Origin of the sequence: Pararhizobium sp. DWP1-1-3 (genome assembly GCF_049896125.1) — a bacterium.
In the GTDB taxonomy this organism is placed as follows: domain Bacteria; phylum Pseudomonadota; class Alphaproteobacteria; order Rhizobiales; family Rhizobiaceae; genus Pararhizobium.
This window is the reverse complement of sequence record NZ_JAFCTR010000019.1, coordinates 21,130-40,725: the sequence shown is the minus strand read 5'-3', so window position 1 is coordinate 40,725 and position 19,596 is coordinate 21,130. Positions and strand designations below refer to the sequence as shown.

Here is a 19,596-nt window from a genome sequence, read left to right as displayed (position 1 = left end):
AATTCTTGCTGAGCTTAGAGATAGCACTAGCTCTCTCGTTGCGAGTGTGCGTGAGCAAAGATGTTGCAACGACAGCTTCCTGAAACTTGGGTGCATGAGGTCACGAGCCGGGCCTGCTTAGCTCTGATCTATTCGTTCAAGCGTTGAGGCAACCGCTCGCTTGTAGCCCGAAAGCGCCTATATTTAGGTGAGATCAAATTTGAAGGGGAAGCCATGGTCGACAAGATCACAAAAGTCTCATCTTCCTCCCCATCTACCGCTACCCGCGTCGAATCAAGCCTTTCGCTTGCGGAACCGGACGCAGCTTGGGTCGCGCACCGCCAATCTGCGATCAATGCAGCCATTGAGAAACGCAAACGAGATGACGGCGCCGCCCACGAGAGAGCGAGCCCTGCGGAAACCGATGCTGATAGCGTTCCCGGGCGCGATGTTGACGACGAAGGATCAGACGCTGTTCCCACGAATAAAGAGAGTGCCGAACTCCTTTCCGGTGAGAGCGAACGTATCGGCTCGGGAAACCTCGACGAGGATGTCCCGTTTGGTCAGCATGTCGGCTATGTGTGACTCGGCCCGCATCACCCCTCGTGTGAAATCGTGGAACCGACCGGGACCACGATTATTTAAGACATAGTAGGTTCGCCCACTCGGGCAAGCGCCGCGACCGCAGCTTGAGCAAAGTGTGCAAGCGGGGTATTTTCGATGCCAGCGACGAAAACGGGTCAGTATCCAGTCATCTCCAAGTACCCTATCCCCGTCGCGGTGCCATTAAACCAGATCGGACCTTCCCAATATGGCGTCGATGTCCGCATCCATGATTGATCGTTCAAAGCCTGCGTTGTGATATCTATGGATCTCGCGGGGATTTGAATGCGCCATCCCACTGGCATCTCGCGCCCTTCCACCTTTGCTTGGCGAATCGGGTCCAGTCGTATGTCTTCTTTTGAAATCGGGGTGGTCTTGCCATCCGCCGAAATCCAGTTTGCCGAGATGAACCCATCCGTGTCGTCGCGAAGTCTGAACGCCATCAGTTTGTCCCCTGTGTCGAAGTGCAGAGAAAACCAATCCCAGCCGGTCTGGTTTTCCGCCAATGGCTGAGAAGACCACTCTCGGTCAAGCCACGCCTTGCCGCTCACTTGGACGTCAGAACCAGCAACGTTGATTGTGCCAGAAACCCGGTAGAAGGGCTGCGAGTAGTAGTAAGACGCCTGCCCGCTCGCCGATTTGACGGAGAATCCGCGATCGCCCTGAAGCACCAAGGGACCGGTTGCCTTCAGATTCAAGCTGTAATTGAAATCGCCCCCGTTTGCGGTGACAGCAAGGTCGTTGAGTTGGTCTCGTGCCGTCTTGTTCACCGCCGCCAACCGCCAATCGTCGATCCAGGCCTCGAACGGCGATGCGACTACATCCGCCTGCCCGACCCCACCCCTGCCAAGGCGTTCTGCGACGTAATGGTGGTCGTCCGTGGTGATGGCCGCATGTCCTATCCAAATTTGCGGATCAGCGAACCCTTGATTGACGCCCGGTGCCAAAGCGGACCGGAACAAGGTCCACTGCGCTCCATAGTGCTTGCCATCCTCATCTTGAAGATTAGCCGTCACATACCACCACTCAATCCGGTAATCAGGGTGAGCCCCGTGATCGACCGGGAATGATAACGCTGATCCCGTATGTGGAATGGCGAAACCCTTCGCGTCCGAGCCGAGCCCTGCAAATCCTTGGGTCTGGGTCTGTCCCGCTGAGGCGGTCAACAGTAGCGCCGCGAAGATCCACATCACCATTTTAGCGCTCATTGGCGAATATCCTGAGCAAATCGGCTGGGTTGATGGTGGCTAGGCGTCGAACCGGCACCAGAACAGATAAAATCGCGGCCACTAGAGCAACAGCTCCTAACCATAGCCAGTCGAGAGGAAACACGGTCATCGGCAAACGCCATCCAAACGCCTCGACATTGACGATGGCCAACAGCACCCACGCCAGACCAAGACCGACTGGGATGGCAGCGACATACGTGGCAAGCCAGAGAGCTAAAGTGCGAGCGACCTCATAAAGCGCAAGATGCCGCCGCCTAATACCCATCGCCCACACAGGCGCAAGCTGAGGCAACCTTATACCCGAGAGTGTCAGAAGACTCGAAAACATCGCGAACCCCGCCACCGCAAGCGTCAGAACATTGAGCGCTCCCGTGACGGCGAAGGTTTGCTCAAAAACCGCCCGCGACTGTGCTTTTAGCGAGTTCTGATCGACAATGGAGGTTTCGGGCAGACCGAACTGGGTCACGAGCTGCTGCTTGAGTTTCGGAGCGCTTTCCGGCGGCACGCGAATGCCGTAGCGGAGTTTGGAAACATTGGGGTAATGGGCAACCAACGCATCTATCCCAATTATGACCTGTCCTTTAGGATTTCCGTAGTCGGAATAGATTCCCACGACTGTTGCGTCCCACCCGCCCGGCATCGCGATGGTCTGCCCCGGCTTCGCCGCGCCGCGTCGCCACATCTGCTCGTTGATCAGCGCTCCTTTACCAGAAGACACCTCATCCCAGGCGTCTTTGTCAGCGACGACCAACGGCCAATTGTCTCGGTACGTCGGATCATCGGCCACCCCGAAAACCTGGAGCTGCTCGCCCAGAACATCCCCTTCGACACTCCAAATCGGCAAGATCGCGGTGGAGTGTTGCGGAAGCCATTCGCGCAAACGCTTGGCCTCTTCCTCGTCTTTCGCAGTTACGTACAATTCGGCGGCCAATCTTTGATCCAGCCACCCAAGGAAGGTCAGCCGAAAGCTGGAAACCATTGTCCCTACGCCGATGTTTGCAGATAGGGCAAGCAAGAGTGCCATGAGCGCAAGCGACAGCCCGGGGAGTTGCAAACGTGTGTCCGCCCAGAACCATTGGGTCAGGGCTGTGCGAGAGGTTCGTTCAGCGAGTGCGAGGCTGAGGGCTAGAAGCCCAGGCAACATAAGAGCACAACCAAGCAGCAGTGCTCCAAGGACGCCAAAACCCATCAAGAGCCCTGAGCCTGCAATCGCCAGGATCACGGCCAGCGCTAGGAGTGCGCCGCCTGCGGACGCTTGGTACGCAAGGGTTTTGGCGGACGCTCTCGCCCATTCACGCGGCTGGGCGGCAGCCAATATGGGAAGCGTCCAAACCCGCCACAGGCTTTGGACGGAAGATATAGCCGTCCCGCCGAGAGCAATAGCCAATCCCGCTACCCACCATTCCGGGCGTACCGAAAGCGAGCCTGGGACGCTCGCGCCATAAAGGCCTTTAAGGGTGGTCGCGACACCCGGCATGAGCGCAGATGCGATGAAATACCCCAGAACGATACCAAGAATACCAGAGATCAGTGCCAATGCCGCAAGCTCGATCACGAGCATTGCGGTCAGAGCCGGGAGCGAAACTCCCAGCGATCGCAACGTGCGGAAGGTTCCCCTCCGCTGCTCGAACGTTAGGCCGGTCGCCGAATACACGATGAAAAGTCCGACGATAAAAGAGAGGAACCCGAAAGCTGTTAAGTTGAGATGGAAGCTGTCGGTAAGCCGGGCGACATCTGACGTGTCTGAGGTCTCCCGCAGTGTGATCTCCGGAGCAACTTGGTCGATCGGCTTCAGTCCGGGACGCTGTTCGGACGCGACGACTAGCCGATTGATCTTTCCATGAGCTGCAAGCAACCTGTCAGCAACGGAGATATCTACGAAGGCGGCCTCATCGGGGACGTTCTCGGAGACTTTCAGCCGCATTTCCGTGGCGCTACGAAGCCTCTCGGCAGTGGCAGCTGAAACCACAAGCTGGCCGGGGCCGGACAGAAGGTCTGAGAAATCAGATCCATCCGTGATGGATGCCACCTGCCCCTCCCTCGGCATGCTGGTCGGGTCGATACCGATCAATTTGATCCTTAGATTTCCGAACCGATACGTGCCTTCAATAACCGGTGAGACATTCCAGCCCGCGCGACGAAGCTTGCCGTACGTCTGGATCGAAATCCCGTTGCCGTCCCTAGAAACGACTTGCCGAAGCGCCCCCTGCTCCAAAACGGATGCCGCCCGGGCGTAGCTTGCCCGGGCTTCGGCATTGATTGCCTGCACGCCAGACCACAGCGCGGTCGCGAGCGCGATCCCCATCACCAGTGTTAGCAGCTGAAGTGGCTTCCGTCGCCAATGTGAAAGCAGCGCCGCCAATGCAAAGGTCATTCGACGATCCTGCCGCCACGAAGGACGACCTGCCGGTCAAGGCGATCCGCGAGCCTCATTGAGTGCGTTACCAGCAGAAGAGCGGACCCGGCGTTCTTCGCTAATGAGACCATAAGATCGAGGACCGCGTCTCCAGTCGCCTCGTCCAGATTTCCTGTCGGCTCGTCAGCAAGAATGAGCGGTGGACGAGCTGCCAAGGTTCGACCAATCGCGACGCGTTGTTGTTGCCCGCCCGACAGTTGTTCGGGATAGCGGGCAAGATAGGCTGCCAAACCCAAGCGTTCCGTGAGGTCAACCTCCCACGCTGCATCATGACGTCCAGCAAGCTTGGCATGAAATGAGATGTTGGAGGCAACGTTTAACGACGGGATCAGGTTGAACTGTTGAAAGACGAGACCGACCTGAGTTCGACGGTAGTTGGCTCTTTCCCGCTCACCGAATTGAGCAAGGTCCTGTCCCTGCATAAGAACAGAGCCACCGTCCGCATGATCAAGACCACCGGCTAGATGGAGCAGCGTACTTTTGCCGCTTCCGGATTCACCGGTCAACGCGACACTCTCGCCAGCTCCAACGTCGAGATCGATGCCCTTTAGGATCTCTATGACCCCCTCGGCGGTTGTATAGGACTTTCGAACGGCGGTCATGGATAGGGTCATAAATCTCGTATCGTCTTTTTGAGCCGCGAAATCGGCCAAATCTGATCGCTTCGTGCCCGTTTTAATCAACCTTTGGCAGTGGCGTTGTTCCCACCGCTCCCGCCGATAACGTGACAGCAAATCGAGGGTACCTAGCCTCTGTAGTGCCTTAAATGCCAGCCCGCATCATGCTTAAGGGGAAGTAATACGGAACTCATTTGTGATCGGTTCGTTGTGTCGCGAACAGCTGGCTGCAAGTTTGAACATAGGAGCTTAGTTTGGAAAACCAATCGAAAAGTCTGGCCGACGAATACCGGCGCCTTGGTGGCCGCCGCGTCGCCGTGATCGACGACAATCTCGGCTCGACGCGGGACTGGGAAAACAACCCACCCGAAGCCGCCGATTTCTGGGAGAAGCGCATAGCTTCTCTATCAGATCGTGAGAAGAGGGACGTCGAGACGTTTCTCCCGTCGCTGAATGACATTAACGGCGACGCTGCCGACAAATGACGAGGACAGCTTTCGGCAAGCTGCATGGCTCGAAAGGAGGGTATGTATGAAACAGGAACAGATCCTATTCCCCCCCAGCGCCTGGGTTCCAAACAATTAGCGGCTCGCAGTTCTCCTCTATAGCGACGCCCTGCCCAACAATGGCTCGTCAAAAGATTTTGAAACCATGTTCGCCGCGAACGGATGGACCGGTATCTGGAGAAACGGTGTTTTTGACTATCAGCATTACCACTCAGGCGCACACGAAGTGCTGGGCGTCGGCCGTGGCTCTGCCACTCTCCTAATCGGAGGTCCGGGAGGCCAGTCAATAGAAGCCGGCACCGGCGACTGCCTGATACTGCCAGCGGGAACGGGACACCAGAACTTGGGCTGCTCTCCAGACTTCGAGGTCGTCGGCGCTTATCCTGTCGGACAACAGGCTGACATCCAGACGTCAGCGCCCTCTAGCGAGATGAAGGCACGAATATCGTCGCTGCCGATCCCTAAGATAGACCCGGTGCAAGGGGCAAAAGGATATCTTATTGAATGTTGGCGGTAACCGACCTCGTAGAGATTGAGAACGTTTCGCCAATGCTCAATAGGAGCGGAATGTTGCTGTGCCATCCGTGGCCGACGAAGACTCAAAAATGCAATTGTTCAGCGCAGGCCGATTGAATTATCCCGCTTACGCTGGCCGGATTTTCAGAGAACCATATCTGTATCGCATCATTCCGGTTCATTCATCTATGCAATCACTTGACGAACCTATTTCGGGGTCACAACACGATAACGAATTCTACGGCTCGTTAAGGGAGAACGCCGAAGACGAGCTGGGCGAGACGCATTCGCCCGATATCGCGACACAACAGCGGTGGTTCTGCAAGCTCTACATCTCCCGTTTGGTAGAAGATTTCGCTGTCCCGCAAAGGACAGCTAGGCTCTTAGACCAGAGAAAAACTGAGGCCACTTACGCCGATGTTCTAATCGCTATCTCCTCTTTCCTTGCCAACTCACCTTCACCCCAAAATCCGATAAATTTCGCTGCGATTGCTGACAAGGAGCCGCGCTGAAAGCTATGATTGCGGCCCAGCGCCGTTGCATTAAGCTGTTTCGCATTCAATTTGAAAAACGAATTCGTTCGTTGATCAGGTGACTTTGCTGGAGTTGCGCTTATTTTCAAGGCTCAGTGCAATCCTCGCTGGCTCATATTTGAAACGGAGCAAGTCATAGCGGCGTCCGCTTCGCTACATTCAGAAGCGGCGCAGAAATGAGTGCGAACGACCGACGCGCTGTACGTTTCCCGAGGCTGATAGATGCTGGTTCCGCGGCACACTTTGGTATCTTCGTCAAAATATCAGGCGTGATATCCACCGCGGCCGTCTAGCACATTTGCAGCAAGGATCGAGTTGACTTGGAGTTGGAGGAGTTTTGCTTCGGCAAACACGAGGTTACCGACCGTAGATTGGTGACTGGCTACGCCACCGAGTGACTAAAGCCAGGTCAAGTGGATCGCGGACAATATAAGTTTGTCATCAGTCCAGAGCTTGCAGCGTTCACGATCACAGAAAGATCATAGCGAACGCGTCCATCCGGCACCTCCCTGAGCCTATCTGCAAATTGGCCGTGCGGCAGGCCGAGCTATTCCTCGTCGGCAACCTGCATTTTACCACCCGCCACTGGGCCGCGACGGAGCCATTTCGCGAGCGACGGTGCTTGAGCATTTCGTTGAGGGTTTCCGTAAGGCTGGGCTTCCGGAGTGACGCGCCGTTAACCTCTGACAGTTCTGTTACCCGATAACGGCATCTTCGCGCTGATCCTGTGACCTACGCCTCATAGCGGCTCGTGTCATCGCGATCGCGATTGTATCCTTTCACGAGCGGAAATTGCGGCAGCCAGGATTCGCGGCGGGAAGTCCAGAGCTCGTAGGTCGGCATCAGTTGGTCTGGGGCATCCAAGGATCCGAGGTTCACTTCGATTTCGTCGGCGCTGCGTGCAAAAACGGGAGAGCCACAGCGGGGGCAAAAAAACCGCCCGGCATAGTCGCGCGTTTCGCCCTCGATCGTCACCGCATCCTCAGGGAAGATTGCGGAAGCGTGAAAAAGGGCGCCATGATGCTTGCGGCAGTCGAGACAGTGACAAAGGCCGACCCGGTATGGGGAGCCGGCCGCCACAAAGCGGACCTCGCCGCACAGGCAACCGCCGGTCAATCGGTCCATGCCATGTTTCCTCCGAATTTGGCGCCCGGCATGTTTTTGATTAACAGCCGAACGCCTCAATCATACGGACTACTGCACCAGCTTCAAGGCATCACCGAGCATCGAGACGATGTCCTCGATATGGGATTTCTCAGCTATCAGCGGCGGCGAGAAGGCTATGATGTCGCCGGTGACGCGGATCAGCAGGCCCCGTTCGAAGCAATCGACGAAGACATCGTAAGCGCGCGCACCGGGCGCGCCGTCGCGGGGGGCTAGCTCGATGCCGGCGATCAGGCCGATCGTGCGAATATCGGTGACATGCGGCAGGCCTTTGAGCGAATGCATTGCATCATGCCAATCGTCCTGCAGCTCGGCTGCCCGTGTCAAGAGACCTTCGTCGCGGTAAATATCGAGCGTCGCGATACCCGCGGCGCAGGCTGCCGGATGGCCGGAATAGGTGTAGCCGTGGAACAGCTCGATCTGGCCGTCCGGCCCATGCATCAGCGCGTCGTGCACCTTGCGGCTGGTAAACACGGCACCCATCGGAATCGCGCCGTTGGTCAGGCCCTTCGCCGTGGTGACGAGATCGGGCGTCACGCCGAAATAATCGGTGGCAAACGGCGCGCCGAGGCGGCCGAAACCGGTGATGACCTCATCGAATATCAACAGGATGCCGTGGGTCGAGCAGATCTTGCGCAGCCGCTCAAGATAGCCCTTTGGCGGGATCAGTACGCCGGTTGAACCAGCGACGGGTTCGACAATGCAGGCCGCGATGGTTTCGGCGCCATGCAGGGCGACCAGTCTTTCCAGATCATCGGCAAGCTCGGCGCCGTGCTCGGGCTGGCCTTTGACAAAGGCGTTCTTTACAAGATCATGCGTATGGCGCAGATGGTCCGTGCCGGGAATGAGCGGAAAGACCCGGCGATTGTTGACGAGGCCACCAACGGAAATGCCGCCGAAACCGACGCCATGATAGCCGCGCTCCCGGCCGATCAGCCGTGTGCGTGTGCCCTGCCCGATCGACCGCTGGTAGGCGACAGCGATCTTGAGGGCTGTATCGACGGATTCCGAGCCGGAGCCTGTGAAGAACACGCGGTCGAGCTTTTCGCCCTTACCGCCCGGCGCGATTTCGGCCAGCCGCTCGGCAAAATCAAAGGCGATCGGATGGCCCATCTGGAAGGACGGTGCGAAATCCAGCGTCAGCAGCTGGCGCTCGACCGCTGACGCGATCTGGCGGCGGCCATGACCCGCATTGACGCACCAGAGGCCGGCGGTGCCATCAAGGATCTTGCGTCCATCGACGCTGGTATAATGCATGCCCTCTGCCGAGGCGAGCAGGCGCGGCGCCGCCTTGAATTGCCGGTTGGCGGTAAACGGCATCCAGTAGCTGTCGAGTACCGGGGTGTTTGGTTTGCTGTGCTGGTTCATGGCGACCTCCTGTGAGACCACGATGACGCCACGATTTCAAATGCCGAAACAAGTCCTTTTCTGATCTTTAATAAGCTATTGAAAATGCTTGCCGTGAAATGTGATAGTTGCGATATTTCGAACATGAGAAACGGGGGATGGGCATGTCTGTCGATATCGGAAACCGGTTGCGCCATGTACGCCTGCTCAACAATTTGTCGCAGCGGGAACTGGCGAAGCGGTCGGGCGTGACGAACTCAACGATTTCGCTGATCGAATCCAATTCCTCCAATCCCTCCGTCGGTGCGCTGAAGCGCATCCTCGACGGCATTCCGATCGGGCTCGCGGAGTTTTTTGCCTTCGAGCCGGACCGCCCGAAGAAGGCTTTCTATCGGGGCGACGAACTCGTCGAAATCGGCAAGGGGCCAATATCCTACCGGCAGATCGGCGATAATCTGTTCGGCCGCAGCCTGCAAATCCTCAAGGAATGTTATCAGCCCGGCGCGGACACCGGCAAAGTGCCGCTGGTGCATGACGGCGAGGAAGGCGGCATCATCCTGTCCGGGCGGCTGGAAGTCACTGTCGATGATGAACGCCGGATCCTTGGGCCGGGCGATGCTTATTATTTCGAAAGCCGCCGCCCGCACCGATTCCGCTGCGTCGGGCCGGTGGCTTGTGAAATCATCAGCGCCTGCACGCCGCCGACCTTCTGATCGGCGGGTACGGCGGTTGGCTTAGTGCTGTCCCGGTTTGACGTCAGCCGGGATCGGGCAGACATAGGGCTGGCCGTCCATCTTGTCGTTCCACTCGGCCCTTGCCTCGTCACGCAGCTTTTCCGACGTTGCCAGATCAAGGCCGGTGGCTGCTAAAACCTTTGCCGCATGCACCATCGCCTTGTGCGCCGCCGGACTGCGGCCCTGCGCGACAACCTGCCATGTGTGTGGATTGGTGCCGATTGCCCAGGCGGGCGCCCAGCATTGCGCCGTCGGCGTCACCCGGCTGACATCCCCGACATCGGTCGAACCCGCGCGAAAATGCGACTGGCCTTCGAAGGCACGCAAGCCCAGATGCAGCGCCGTTGAGCCGTCGATCTTGTCGTTGGAAAAGACGTCACCCTTGATCTGGTACAGACGGATGCTGCTTTTGACCGCTTCGTCGGTAAAGGTCGCCTGGATCTTTTTTGCAAAGGCGATATCATCGTCATCGAACGGCACGGGCCCGAGCGCAACCATGTTGTCATGGATAGCGTTTTCGAGCGTCAGATTGGGCAGCAGGTTGGTCGAGGCAGTATCGAAGATGGTCTCGACTTCGGTTTCCGTCATTGTGGCAGCACCCTGCGCCACCTTGCCCACCCGCTCGGCCAGAGCCAGCGCCTGCGCCATGTCCGGCGCACGGATCAGGTACAGCACTTCGGCCTTGGCCTGCACCACATTCGCCGCGCGGCCGCCTGCGTCGGTAATGGCATAATGGACGCGGCAATCCTGCGGCATGTGCTCGCGCAGAAAATTGACGCCGACATTCATCAATTCCACCGCATCAAGGGCGGAACGGCCGAGATGGGCGCTGTTGGCAGCGTGCGCGGCCACGCCCTTGAAGCGGTAAAAGGTTTCGAGCACCGCCAGATTGTTGGTCGAGCGCACCCCGTTAAACGGGGCTGGGTGCCAGGTGAGTGCTGCATCGACATCGTCGAAGGCGCCGGCGCGCACCATGAATGTCTTGCCAGAACCGCCCTCTTCTCCCGGGCAGCCATAATAGCGAACGGTGCCCGGCAGACCTTCGGCCTTCAAGTGTATGGCAAGCGAGATTGCTGCGAGCAACGAGCCGGCGCCGAGCAGATTATGACCGCAGCCATGGCCTGTGCCATCCGGCGACACGGCCTGCGGAGTGTCGACACCCGCGATCTGGCTCATGCCAGCCAGTGCATCGAATTCGCCGATAAAGGCGATGACAGGCTTGCCGCTGCCAAACTCGCCGATGAACGCCGTTTCCATATCCGCGACGTTTCTCCGCACGGAAAAGCCGTTCTGCTCCAACATCGCGATCAACAGCGCTGCCGACCGCTGTTCATCAAATTTCAGTTCGGCGAAGTCCCAGATTTGATCGCTGAGCGCTGTGAACTGCGGCGCCATGGCATCGATGGCAGTCGCCAGAGAAAGCAGGGAAGATTTGTCGGGCATGCGTATCCTCGCGTCGACGCATTTCGGCGTCGGAAATCCGGGCGGCGGAGGGGTCTCCGCCGGCTGCGTTCATGTTAAAAAAGGAAAGACACGCCGCCAGAGCGGCGTGGTTCGCTTAAGGCTTACTTGTCGAGTGACACTTCCCAGAGGCGGGCATTGGACTGCCAGACCGGCTGGCCCTTCAGTGCCTTTGTGGCGCCCCACACATCGACCATGTCGTAGAGGAAGATGCCGGGCATTTCCTGCAGCATCAGTTCATGGAACTCGTCGAAGATCGCCTGGCGTTTCTTCGGGTCGATCTCGGCATAGGCAGCCTTCATCAGGTCGCGCGCCTTCGGATCGTCCCACATCAGCGAGGCGTTCTTGTCCTTGTCGCCGACATAGAAGCTGTACATCAGCGCCGGATCGAGACGCGGCGTGACGGATTGCGAGATGATCTGGTAGTTGCCCGAGCGGCGGCGATCGACCTGCGTGGCATAGTCGAGCACCTCGATCTGCACGTTGAGCCCGATCTGCTGCAGCATCGCCTGCGCCATCACGGCAGCCGGGAAGCTGGGCACGTTGCCGCGCTTGTTGGCGATGATGCTGATCGGTTCGCCCTTGTAACCGGACGCCTCGAGTTCCTTCTTCGCCGCCTCCAGATCATAGGGCAGACGCTTCTTCTGCACGTCGCTGTAGTAGACGGAATCAGACGAGATCATCGAACTGTTCGCTTCGCCCGTCCCGTTCGATGCCGCGGCGACCAGCTGGTCGAGATCGAGCGCCTGTGCCATGGCCCGGCGGATCGCAGGTCTGCTGAGCACCGGATCACGGGTCTGGATGTAGAACAGGTTCTTGCCGTTGTTGCGGGCAATGATCAGCTGGGTGGTTTCGCTGTCCTTGAATTCCGGAATGAGATCCGGCGAGATTTCAGCGGTGTCCAATACGCCGGATTGCAGACCAGCCTTAACGGTCGAGGCATCCGGAATGACCATGAACTTGATGCCATCGACCAGCGGCCGCTTCGATCCAACGACGCCATCCGGCTTGCCGTCATTCTTCGGCGAGATATAACCGTCGAACTTGGCAAGGTGCAGATATTCGCCCTTCTTCCACACGTCCCACTGGAATGGGCCGGTGCCGATCGGCTTATCGAACGTGCCGTCAGCAGCAACGGATTCGGGCGAGATTATGCCGGTATAGCCGCATTCGGGGCGCGACATCAGGCCGAGGAAAACGGCGGATGGCTTTTCGAGCGTCATCGTCACGGTCGAGGCGTCAACGGCCTTGATCCCGGTGACATGGGTGGCGCCATTGCCGTCGAAATCCTTGAGGCAGGTCCATTTGGTAGCCGGATCCATGTAGCGGTTCCAGTTCCAGACGACGTCTTCCGCCGTCAGGGGCTTGCCGTTGTGAAACTTCACATCGTTGCGCAGCTTGAATGTGTAGCTCAGGCCATCCGGCGCCATATCGACGCTTTCTGCCAGGAGCGGCTTGACCTCGCCATTGTTGGCATAACCGACGAGGCCTTCGACGATATGAAGGATGATGCTGTCGGTATTGCCGTCGCGGTTGACACCGGGATTGTTGCTGCGCAGATCGGAGCTTTGCGCCACGACGATATCGCGGGCTGCGGCGGTACCGGCGAGTGCTGCCAGCATGGTGCCGGCCAGGAGAATTGTCTTCATTGTTCTACCCTCTTTTTTGATTTGGTTATGACTGGAATTCATCCCAGCAGGCGCGCGACAGCCTGCCGATGGTTTCAAGTGACATCGTGTATCCGGGCGTTCCGTCCGGCATCGCCTGCGGCACCTGGTCGGTATAGGCGGCGATGATGTAGAACGGCGAACCGTTGCGGTAGACGATGCCTGCGTCCATGCGGCCGCGCTTGCCGCGTCCGCCCTTGCTGGCGACCTTGGTTTCGAATGGCAGGCGCGAATGAATGCCGTAGCGCAGCACCTGGCTCTTCAAAGTCTGCAGAGCAAATTGGCAAAGCTCCATCGGGCAACCGAGCTTGGCGGCGGCAGCACTCAAGGTCTGCGCATCGAGAATGGTCTGCAACAGCATGACCTGATCGTTTGCCGTCGTCGTCGTCACCGCACCGAGCGCATGATCCGGCGACAGTGCCAAAGGCGGGATGAGGAAGCGGTGATGGGTGCCGTTCATGCCGATCGACTTGCAGTAGAGATCGACTTCTTCCAGCGTCAGCCGCTCGAACACCATCTTGGTGCAGACATTGTCGCTCAGAACCATCATGCCGGTGATCGCATCGCGCAGCGAGATGACGATGCCGGGCGTCAGATAACGGAAGATGCCGCTTGCGACTTCGTCCGCAAAGCGCGCTTCGTAGACGATTTGCTCATCGAAATCGAGACGGCCTTCGCCGATGGCCTTGAGTGCGGCCATCATGATCGATGTCTTGCGCGTGCTGGCGGACGGGGTTTCCTCGTCGGCGCCGCGCCCAAACGTTTCGCCGGTCAGCAGATTGCGGACGCAGTAGCGGGTGACGAAGGATTGCGCGTCGCAGATCGCGTTCAGCCGCTCGGCCACCTTGCTCGAAGTTGTCGTGTTCATATCAGGCCTCCAGACGCCATTTCAGTTTGACCCCACCGGTCTCGTTGAGATCGAGCGCGGGGATGGCCGAGAGAAGGCGCCGCGTATAGGCCTCCTTCGGCTTGTCGAAGATCGTGTTGCGGTCGCCGTGTTCGATGATGCGGCCGTCCTGCATGACGATGACGCGGTCAGCCACCTGCTCGACGACGCCGAGATCGTGACTGATGAACAGGCAGGAAAAGCCGTAGCGCTTCTGCAGATCGGAAAAGAGCGTCAAGACCTGCGCGCGGACGGTGACGTCGAGCGCGGAGACCGGTTCGTCGGCGATCAGGAATTTTGGCCGCCGGGCAATGGCGCGGGCGATCGCAACGCGCTGGCGTTGGCCGCCGGACAGTTCGTGCGGATAGCGCAGGGCATATTCGGCACCGAGCCCGACTTCCTCCAGCGTTTCATAGGCCCGCTTCGTCTTGGCAGCCCGGTCAATACCCGGCACCAGCCGCAAGGCTTCCTCGGCCAGCGAAAGGATCGTCATGCGCGGATCGAGCGACGAATAGGGATCTTGGAAGACCATCTGGCAGTTCAGCCGGTAGTCGCGCCAATCCGCTGACCGTTCACGGCCCTGAAACAGAATGTCCCCCGAGCTCTGGTTGACAAGCCCGGCGATGGTGCGGCCAAGCGTCGTCTTGCCCGAGCCGGAGCCGCCGACCAGTGCCACCACTTCGCCGGCATGGATATCGACGCTGACGCCGTGCAGCGCCCGTTTCGGCGTGCCCTTCTTGAACAGCGATTTGCGGCCGGGGTAATCGACAACAATATTGCGTGCCGAAATCATCGGAGCCGAGATCGTGTCAATGGTGCGGACCTCGCCACGGATCGGCAGCGATGAAAGCAGTTTTCGCGTATACGGATGATGCGGCTTTTCGAGGATCTGCTCGGTCGTTCCCTGTTCGACCAGCGAGCCCTTTTCCATCACCACGATCCGGCTGGTATAGCGCGCCACCATCGGCAGATCGTGGCTGATCAGGAGGACGGCAGTGCCTTCGGCCTTGGTCAACTCGACCATCAGCTCCATGACGTCGCGCTGGATGACGGCGTCGAGCGCCGTCGTCGGTTCGTCGGCGATCAACAGTGCCGGCTTCAGCAGCATGACCGAGGCCAGCATGATGCGTTGCCGCATGCCGCCGGAAAACTCGTGCGGATAAGCGGAAAGCGCGCCGTCCGGGTCACGGATACCGACGCGCTGGAGCATGGCAAGAATGCGCTCGCGCCGCGTGGCCGGCGGCATGTTTGTGTGAAGCGTCAGCCCCTCCTCCAGCTGCCGGCCGATGGTCATCGACGGATTGAGCGAGGTCATTGGTTCCTGGAAGACCAGTCCGATTTCCGCGCCGCGCAATTCGCGAAGCCCGGCTTCGCTCATCGATAGGACGTCGCGCCCCTTGAAGACCACCTGCCCGCCCGTCACCTTAATGGCCGGTGGCAGAAGCGAAATGATCGCCCGCGTCGCCAATGATTTGCCGGAGCCGCTTTCGCCGACGATGCCGAAGATTTCACCCGGCTCAATGTCGAAGCTGACCTTCTTCACCACCTCGACGCCGCGCTGGGCGACCTCGAGCGAGAGGTCACGGACGCTGAGAAGTCTTTCCTGTGTCATTTCAGACCTCGCATGCGGGGATCGAGCTTGTCGCGGAGCGCGTCGCCGAGAAGATTGATGCCAAGCAGAGTCAGCGCGATGCAGAGACCGGGGAAGAGACCAAGCCAGACGGCCTGCTCGATGAACGGGCGCCCGGCCGCAAGCATGTTGCCCCAAGTGGGCGCCGGTGGCGGTACGCCGAGGCCAAGGAAGCTCAGGGCGCTCTCCGACAGGATCGCCCAGCCGAACATCGACGTCGACAGGACGGTGATCGGCGCTAGGCAATTGGGCAGGATGTGCCGCAGCATCGTGAAGACTTCGCTGTTGCCCATGATCTTCGAGGCTTCGATGAATTCGCGTTCGCGCAGGGATAACACGGCGCCACGAACGACACGCGCCATCGACGGCGTGTAGGCAATGCCGAGTGCAAAGATGATGCCGTACTGGTTTGCCCCGAACACGGCGAGCAGACCGAGCGCCAAGAGAATGCCCGGAAAGGCCAGAAGCGCATTGTTGACGGCCATGATCACGGCATCGACCCAGCCGCGCGCATAACCACTGACCAGACCGATCAGCGTGCCGGCAATCGCAGCAAGCGAGACCGTGAGGGCCCCGATCCAGACACTGGCGCGGGCGCCGACGATGATGCGGCTCAGCACGTCGCGGCCGAACTCGTCGGTTCCGAGCCAATGCTCTGCACTGGGCGCTGCCAGGCGGGCGGTGAAGCTCAGCTTCATCGGATCGTACGGCGTCCAGAAGAGACCGAGCACTGCGACAATAAGCAGGAGAGCAATGAGAACGCCGCCGATGAGGCCGTTCAATGTATAGTTTTTCATTCGGCTACCACGCGCGGATCGAAGAGGGGATAGAGCAGGTCGACGATCAGGTTGACGAGCACGTAGGACAGCGCAACAAACAGCAGGCAGCCCTGGATGACCGGGTAATCGCGCTGGAAGATGGCATCGACCATCAGCCGGCCAAGGCCCGGAATGGTGAAGACCGTTTCGATGACGGCGATGCCGCCCAGCAGATTGCCGAGGATCAGGCCGATCATCGTCCAGGTCGGACCAAAAGCGTTCTTGAAGGCGTGCTTCCAAAGAACAGCACTTTCGGACAGGCCCTTTGCCCGTGCATGGGTGATGTAATCGAGCCTCAGCACTTCCAGCGTCGAGGCGCGTGCCATGCGGATTAGCACGCCCATCTCGTGGATGACCAGCGTCATCACCGGTAGAACCAGATACAGCAGGCCGCCGACGAGATTGTCGCCGATCGAAACGTAACCGAGCACCGGCAGCCAGCCGAGCTGCAGCCCGAAGAACAGAAGCAGCAATAGACCGAGCCAGAATGTCGGGATCGACAAAAGCACGGTCGCGGTGCCGACAAGTGCAAGATCGGTCAGGCTGTTTTGCCGCCAGGCCGCAATGACTCCGGCGGGAACGGCGATCAGGCTGGCCAAAAGCACGGCGACAAGCACAATCTGGGCGCTAACGGCAAAATGCGAAACGACGAGTTGCCGGACCGGCTCGCCGCTGACGATCGACCGGCCGAAATCACCGGTCAGCACATTGCCGCCCCAGATCAGGAATTGTTCGGGCATCGACTTGTCGAGGCCGAGCTCGGAGCGCATTTCGGCGATCTGCTCGGGCTGCGCCATATCGCCCAGCATCAACGCGGCGGGATCGCCGGGAATGAAGCGGATCAGCGCGAACACAGTGATCGAAACGATCACGACTGTCGGCAACGCCATCAGCAGGCGGTTCAAAATAAATCTGAGCATCGGTTCCCCTGAACACGATTGGATGCGGGATCGCTACCGTTGGCCGGCTTGTTTATGACCGAACTATGATGGTTTTGCTAAATATGCGCAATATTATGCGATTTCGTCATAGCCCTATGCAGATGCGGCGCCGTCCGCTCTGCGCCTGATATCCGGAAAGCGCAACGGGCAAAACCAGTTAGCGTAGCGCCTGCGACAGCGCGATTTGACGCTTGAGCGCATCCATCAAAGCCTGCGCCGCAAGCGAGGGCGGAACGCCCGCAGGTTTTGCGAGACCAAACTCCTGCTTGGAGATCGGAATGAAAGGACGCTGGACGATTCGCAGATGCCGGTAGAGATTGGCGTAAAAACTGCTGATGATGGCGATGCCGAGACCGTGGGCGGCGTAGGCGCAAGCCGAGCTGTTGGTATGGGTCTCGATCTTGACGTTCTGCGTCACGCCCGCCCGCTTGAACGTCTGGTCGAGCAGCATGCGTGTCGGCCGCTGCCGGCCGATCAGGATCAGCGGAATGTTGCGCAGGTCCTTCGGGGTAATTTGCTTGAGTTCCGCCAGTGCATGGTTTTCCGGAATCACGCAGACGCTGACGCCATTTGCCACCGGCTCCATCTCGATGGCCGGCCCCACCTCTCCTTCGTAGCGCAGGAAGCCGAAATCGATCACCCGTTGTTCGACCAGCCGGGTGATCGCGGTCGTCGTTTCGAAGAAAGTTTCGATGCGCACGCTTGGAAATTCTTTTGCATAGTCCATCAGCATCGCCGGCGCGAAATCTTCCCACATGCTGCTCGGCAACCCGATGCGGACGACCTCGGGGCCTGTTGCACCGCTTCGCAGGTCTTCCGCCAGGCCGGAGAACCGGTTCAACCCCAGCAGGATATTCTCGGCGTCGCGGGCGAGAATGGTCGCCTCCGGCGTTGGTATAAGCCGCCCCTTGTCGCGCGCGAAGAGATTGAGCGACAGGTCGGATTCCAGCTGCGCAAGCAGTCGGCTGACGCCCGACTGGCTCAATCCCATGCTTTTCGCCGTTGCGATCGTCGATCCCGTCGCAAGCAGGGTCTTGAGCACTTCAAGTTGCCGGAAATTGATCATTACCATGCCTCTTCATCACGAAATCAGGACTGTCATCTCGATGGGTAGCGCCTGGGCGCGATGAAAGCAAAAGGCATCCCGGTGCCAACCGTTAGTTAAGTCGCGATGATGCACGGAGCCGTAGGTAGGCTTCTGCGACAACGGCACCTCGACACATGACGAGATGGAAGTCATGTGTCCCGCAGCTCCCGGCACCTGCGGGCGCAAAGCCTTTGTGCGTTCGCGGGAAACGACGGAGGCGGCATCGTCGCCGCCCGTCTTACCTTGGGCTAGGGCTTGCGCCTCGCCTGCGACCATCGAGATGGAGCATCAGGCCGAGACCAATCGTTCCTGCGAGCGCGCCGAGCATCGACGTGCCCGAATAGTCGCTGTAGCGGGTGCCGATTGCAAACAGGATGGCGCTCAATCCGCCGCTCAGGAACAGGTTCACCGAGATGAGCGAACTGCCGAGACCCGGGCGGTCGGCGATGAGGTCCTGGATATAGGTGATCGGGATACTGATGAGGGCCGCCGCTGCAAAGGCGCTGAGCAGCGTCAGGGCATAGACATGCCAGGGGGCGGAGGCAAGACCCAGGAGCGTGAGATAGACCGCATAAAGCCCAGCGCCGATTGCAAGCGCCGTTACCGCATGCATGTGAACCTGGATGCGAGCCCAGACGAAAATGAACACGACTTCGAGAAACGCGACGATGCCGACGACCACGCCGATGTCCGTCACGCTACCACCAGCGGCACCTGTTATGATCAGCGGCTGAACTGCCGCGTTGACATGAAGGGTCGAGGTGATCAGCGAGATCGCCATCAGGCGGACGAAGACGCTTGGCGCGAGAACTTCGCCAAATGATGCAAGATAGGAATGGCGATGGCTTTTTGCCGGCGGCGGCCCATCGGCGGCCGGCAACTTGAAGAAAACCAGCACGAGATTGACGATGCATCCGAGGCAGGCAAGCAGATAGGCCGGCAGCATGCTGCCGCGCCCGACCAGAACCAGAGCCACGAGGCCCGGTACCAGAACCCAGGCAACCGAGATGCCGGCGCGCACCCCGGAATTGATCGCCGCCGCATCGCGGCCGCCCTCCGCATTGGCAATGGCGCGTACGTTGGCAAACAACAGCGACGTCATCGAATTGTAGACCGGCAGCATGACCAGCGTGCAGAACACGAAGCTGGCGGGGACCGGTACGGCAAAGACGAGGCCATAACCGAAGACCCCGAACGACATGACTGTCATCAGCAAGATCCGGTAATTGCCGATACGATCAGCAAGCACGCCGACCCAGAGGCTGACAATGACGTTGACGGCAGCAGCCGCGAAAATCAGGATGGAATAGAAGCCGTTGCTCAAGCCGAGCTCGGTGATGCCGATCACCGACTGATAGGGGGCAGTCGCAGCCCCGGTGAAGCCAAACATGAAGATCGCGATCATGCTCAGCCGGACCACGGGGTGGCGGAAGGCGATCGACAGCGTGGATGTCATGATGAG

At 59.2% G+C, this 19,596-nt stretch carries 17 protein-coding genes and 1 pseudogene; 5 read left to right on the top strand and 13 right to left on the bottom strand.

Features of this window, described 5'->3' with window-relative positions:
• Positions 1 to 213: 213 nt before the first annotated feature.
• Positions 214 to 564 carry a hypothetical protein gene (locus ACP7BS_RS26530; protein WP_426240488.1) on the top strand — a complete coding sequence of 117 codons (351 nt, stop codon included), beginning with the start codon at positions 214 to 216 and terminating at the stop codon, positions 562 to 564.
• A gap of 155 nt (positions 565 to 719) precedes the next feature.
• Here the strand turns inward: ACP7BS_RS26530 and ACP7BS_RS26525 are convergent, their stop codons facing one another.
• From ACP7BS_RS26525 to ACP7BS_RS26515, 3 genes are read right to left on the bottom strand one after another with little or no spacing between them, the layout of a single operon-like run.
• Positions 720 to 1,790, bottom strand: coding sequence for a lipocalin-like domain-containing protein (locus tag ACP7BS_RS26525; RefSeq protein ID WP_426232542.1), 1,071 nt, complete (start codon positions 1,788 to 1,790; stop codon positions 720 to 722).
• The gene (locus tag ACP7BS_RS26520) at positions 1,780 to 4,185 is read right to left on the bottom strand and encodes an ABC transporter permease (RefSeq protein WP_426240487.1); all 2,406 of its coding nucleotides are present in this window, start codon (positions 4,183 to 4,185) and stop codon (positions 1,780 to 1,782) included. The genes ACP7BS_RS26525 and ACP7BS_RS26520 overlap by 11 nt, the downstream gene beginning before the upstream one ends.
• Positions 4,182 to 4,841, bottom strand: a complete 660-nt coding sequence (locus ACP7BS_RS26515) for an ABC transporter ATP-binding protein (RefSeq protein ID WP_426232571.1) — start codon at positions 4,839 to 4,841, stop codon at positions 4,182 to 4,184. The genes ACP7BS_RS26520 and ACP7BS_RS26515 overlap by 4 nt, the downstream gene beginning before the upstream one ends.
• Positions 4,842 to 5,098: 257 nt before the next feature.
• Here ACP7BS_RS26515 and ACP7BS_RS26510 point away from each other — a divergent pair, with 257 nt between their 5' ends.
• The 3 genes and pseudogenes from ACP7BS_RS26510 to ACP7BS_RS26500 all read left to right on the top strand — a co-directional run bounded on the left by ACP7BS_RS26510 (position 5,099) and on the right by ACP7BS_RS26500 (position 6,378).
• The gene (locus ACP7BS_RS26510) at positions 5,099 to 5,329 is read left to right on the top strand and encodes a hypothetical protein (RefSeq protein WP_426240486.1); all 231 of its coding nucleotides are present in this window, start codon (positions 5,099 to 5,101) and stop codon (positions 5,327 to 5,329) included.
• Between the two features lie 46 nt (positions 5,330 to 5,375).
• Positions 5,376 to 5,867, top strand: a pseudogene (locus ACP7BS_RS26505) (cupin).
• A 67-nt stretch (positions 5,868 to 5,934) separates the two neighbouring features.
• Positions 5,935 to 6,378, top strand: a complete 444-nt coding sequence (locus tag ACP7BS_RS26500; RefSeq protein ID WP_426240484.1) for a hypothetical protein — start codon at positions 5,935 to 5,937, stop codon at positions 6,376 to 6,378.
• 753 nt (positions 6,379 to 7,131) lie between these two features.
• Here ACP7BS_RS26500 and ACP7BS_RS26495 read toward each other — a convergent pair.
• On the bottom strand, positions 7,132 to 7,524 hold the full coding sequence (locus ACP7BS_RS26495) for a GFA family protein (RefSeq protein WP_426232545.1): 393 nt from the start codon (positions 7,522 to 7,524) through the stop codon (positions 7,132 to 7,134).
• Between the two features lie 69 nt (positions 7,525 to 7,593).
• Positions 7,594 to 8,931 carry an aspartate aminotransferase family protein gene (locus ACP7BS_RS26490; RefSeq protein WP_426240482.1) on the bottom strand — a complete coding sequence of 446 codons (1,338 nt, stop codon included), beginning with the start codon at positions 8,929 to 8,931 and terminating at the stop codon, positions 7,594 to 7,596.
• Between the two features lie 143 nt (positions 8,932 to 9,074).
• Here ACP7BS_RS26490 and ACP7BS_RS26485 point away from each other — a divergent pair, with 143 nt between their 5' ends.
• The gene (locus tag ACP7BS_RS26485; RefSeq protein WP_426240480.1) at positions 9,075 to 9,623 is read left to right on the top strand and encodes a cupin domain-containing protein; all 549 of its coding nucleotides are present in this window, start codon (positions 9,075 to 9,077) and stop codon (positions 9,621 to 9,623) included.
• A 21-nt stretch (positions 9,624 to 9,644) separates the two neighbouring features.
• On the opposite strand, the gene ACP7BS_RS26480 is transcribed toward ACP7BS_RS26485, so the two are convergent.
• The 8 genes from ACP7BS_RS26480 to ACP7BS_RS26445 all read right to left on the bottom strand — a co-directional run bounded on the left by ACP7BS_RS26480 (position 9,645) and on the right by ACP7BS_RS26445 (position 19,590).
• Positions 9,645 to 11,087, bottom strand: a complete 1,443-nt coding sequence (locus ACP7BS_RS26480; protein WP_426240478.1) for a M20 family metallopeptidase — start codon at positions 11,085 to 11,087, stop codon at positions 9,645 to 9,647.
• 122 nt (positions 11,088 to 11,209) lie between these two features.
• Positions 11,210 to 12,754: an ABC transporter substrate-binding protein gene (locus ACP7BS_RS26475; RefSeq protein WP_426240476.1), complete on the bottom strand. Its 1,545-nt coding sequence runs from the start codon at positions 12,752 to 12,754 to the stop codon at positions 11,210 to 11,212.
• Positions 12,755 to 12,779: 25 nt separating this feature from the next.
• Entirely contained in the window at positions 12,780 to 13,640 is an 861-nt protein-coding gene (locus tag ACP7BS_RS26470; protein WP_426240474.1) for a serine hydrolase, read from the bottom strand.
• 1 nt (position 13,641) lies between these two features.
• Positions 13,642 to 15,270, bottom strand: coding sequence for an ABC transporter ATP-binding protein (locus tag ACP7BS_RS26465; protein WP_426240472.1), 1,629 nt, complete (start codon positions 15,268 to 15,270; stop codon positions 13,642 to 13,644).
• Positions 15,267 to 16,085 (bottom strand): ABC transporter permease, encoded by an 819-nt coding sequence (locus ACP7BS_RS26460; protein ID WP_426240470.1) that lies wholly within the window; start codon positions 16,083 to 16,085, stop codon positions 15,267 to 15,269. Before ACP7BS_RS26460 ends, ACP7BS_RS26465 begins: the two co-directional genes overlap by 4 nt.
• Positions 16,082 to 17,026: an ABC transporter permease gene (locus tag ACP7BS_RS26455; RefSeq protein WP_426232553.1), complete on the bottom strand. Its 945-nt coding sequence runs from the start codon at positions 17,024 to 17,026 to the stop codon at positions 16,082 to 16,084. The genes ACP7BS_RS26460 and ACP7BS_RS26455 overlap by 4 nt, the downstream gene beginning before the upstream one ends.
• Before the next feature lie 178 nt (positions 17,027 to 17,204).
• Entirely contained in the window at positions 17,205 to 18,110 is a 906-nt protein-coding gene (locus tag ACP7BS_RS26450) for a LysR family transcriptional regulator (protein ID WP_426240519.1), read from the bottom strand.
• 262 nt (positions 18,111 to 18,372) lie between these two features.
• Positions 18,373 to 19,590 (bottom strand): MFS transporter, encoded by a 1,218-nt coding sequence (locus ACP7BS_RS26445; RefSeq protein WP_426240468.1) that lies wholly within the window; start codon positions 19,588 to 19,590, stop codon positions 18,373 to 18,375.
• Positions 19,591 to 19,596 lie beyond the last annotated feature (6 nt).

Coding starts and splice junctions, on each gene's coding strand:
- ACP7BS_RS26490 (WP_426240482.1), bottom strand. CDS start 8,931: ATGAACCAGCACAGCAAACCAAACACCCCGGTACTCGACAGCTACTGG.
- ACP7BS_RS26455 (WP_426232553.1), bottom strand. CDS start 17,026: ATGCTCAGATTTATTTTGAACCGCCTGCTGATGGCGTTGCCGACAGTC.
- ACP7BS_RS26520 (WP_426240487.1), bottom strand. CDS start 4,185: ATGACCTTTGCATTGGCGGCGCTGCTTTCACATTGGCGACGGAAGCCA.
- ACP7BS_RS26485 (WP_426240480.1), top strand. CDS start 9,075: ATGTCTGTCGATATCGGAAACCGGTTGCGCCATGTACGCCTGCTCAAC.
- ACP7BS_RS26465 (WP_426240472.1), bottom strand. CDS start 15,270: ATGACACAGGAAAGACTTCTCAGCGTCCGTGACCTCTCGCTCGAGGTC.
- ACP7BS_RS26525 (WP_426232542.1), bottom strand. CDS start 1,790: ATGAGCGCTAAAATGGTGATGTGGATCTTCGCGGCGCTACTGTTGACC.
- ACP7BS_RS26495 (WP_426232545.1), bottom strand. CDS start 7,524: ATGGACCGATTGACCGGCGGTTGCCTGTGCGGCGAGGTCCGCTTTGTG.
- ACP7BS_RS26445 (WP_426240468.1), bottom strand. CDS start 19,590: ATGACATCCACGCTGTCGATCGCCTTCCGCCACCCCGTGGTCCGGCTG.
- ACP7BS_RS26470 (WP_426240474.1), bottom strand. CDS start 13,640: ATGAACACGACAACTTCGAGCAAGGTGGCCGAGCGGCTGAACGCGATC.
- ACP7BS_RS26530 (WP_426240488.1), top strand. CDS start 214: ATGGTCGACAAGATCACAAAAGTCTCATCTTCCTCCCCATCTACCGCT.
- ACP7BS_RS26460 (WP_426240470.1), bottom strand. CDS start 16,085: ATGAAAAACTATACATTGAACGGCCTCATCGGCGGCGTTCTCATTGCT.
- ACP7BS_RS26475 (WP_426240476.1), bottom strand. CDS start 12,754: ATGAAGACAATTCTCCTGGCCGGCACCATGCTGGCAGCACTCGCCGGT.
- ACP7BS_RS26515 (WP_426232571.1), bottom strand. CDS start 4,841: ATGACCCTATCCATGACCGCCGTTCGAAAGTCCTATACAACCGCCGAG.
- ACP7BS_RS26480 (WP_426240478.1), bottom strand. CDS start 11,087: ATGCCCGACAAATCTTCCCTGCTTTCTCTGGCGACTGCCATCGATGCC.